Source organism: Pseudomonas cichorii, assembly GCF_015471405.1.
Classification (GTDB): Bacteria; Pseudomonadota; Gammaproteobacteria; order Pseudomonadales; family Pseudomonadaceae; genus Aquipseudomonas; species Aquipseudomonas serbiensis.
The window spans coordinates 1-1,349 of the sequence record NZ_BLVZ01000041.1 but is presented as its reverse complement, the minus strand read 5'-3'; the positions used below and the strand labels follow the sequence as shown (position 1 = coordinate 1,349).

Annotated in this window: 1 rRNA gene; it reads right to left on the bottom strand. The window is 53.5% G+C overall.

Annotated features, from left to right (window positions below):
* Position 1: 1 nt before the first annotated feature.
* Positions 2-1,349, bottom strand: a 23S ribosomal RNA gene (locus JL015_RS27540); the annotation flags it as partial.

Sequence of the window (1,349 nt, the reverse complement as noted above, 5' to 3'; positions counted from 1 at the left end):
TATGGTCAAGCCTCACGGGCAATTAGTATGGGTTAGCTCAATGCCTCACAGCACTTACACACCCCACCTATCAACGTCGTAGTCTTCGACGGCCCTTCAGGGAACTCAAGGTTCCAGTGAGATCTCATCTTGAGGCAAGTTTCCCGCTTAGATGCTTTCAGCGGTTATCTTTTCCGAACATAGCTACCCGGCAATGCCACTGGCGTGACAACCGGAACACCAGAGGTTCGTCCACTCCGGTCCTCTCGTACTAGGAGCAGCCCCTCTCAAATCTCAAACGTCCACGGCAGATAGGGACCGAACTGTCTCACGACGTTCTAAACCCAGCTCGCGTACCACTTTAAATGGCGAACAGCCATACCCTTGGGACCGGCTTCAGCCCCAGGATGTGATGAGCCGACATCGAGGTGCCAAACACCGCCGTCGATATGAACTCTTGGGCGGTATCAGCCTGTTATCCCCGGAGTACCTTTTATCCGTTGAGCGATGGCCCTTCCATACAGAACCACCGGATCACTAAGACCTACTTTCGTACCTGCTCGACGTGTCTGTCTCGCAGTCAAGCGCGCTTTTGCCTTTATACTCTACGACCGATTTCCGACCGGTCTGAGCGCACCTTCGTACTCCTCCGTTACTCTTTAGGAGGAGACCGCCCCAGTCAAACTACCCACCATACACTGTCCTCGATCCGGATAACGGACCTGAGTTAGAACCTCAAAGTTGCCAGGGTGGTATTTCAAGGATGGCTCCACGCAGACTGGCGTCCACGCTTCAAAGCCTCCCACCTATCCTACACAAGCAAATTCAAAGTCCAGTGCAAAGCTATAGTAAAGGTTCACGGGGTCTTTCCGTCTAGCCGCGGATACACTGCATCTTCACAGCGATTTCAATTTCACTGAGTCTCGGGTGGAGACAGCGCCGCCATCGTTACGCCATTCGTGCAGGTCGGAACTTACCCGACAAGGAATTTCGCTACCTTAGGACCGTTATAGTTACGGCCGCCGTTTACCGGGGCTTCGATCAAGAGCTTCGCTTGCGCTAACCCCATCAATTAACCTTCCGGCACCGGGCAGGCGTCACACCCTATACGTCCACTTTCGTGTTTGCAGAGTGCTGTGTTTTTAATAAACAGTCGCAGCGGCCTGGTATCTTCGACCGGCGTGGGCTTACGGAGCAAGTCCTTCACCCTCACCGGCGCACCTTCTCCCGAAGTTACGGTGCCATTTTGCCTAGTTCCTTCACCCGAGTTCTCTCAAGCGCCTTGGTATTCTCTACCCAACCACCTGTGTCGGTTTGGGGTACGGTTCCTGGTTACCTGAAGCTTAGAAGCTTTTCTTGGAAGCATGGCA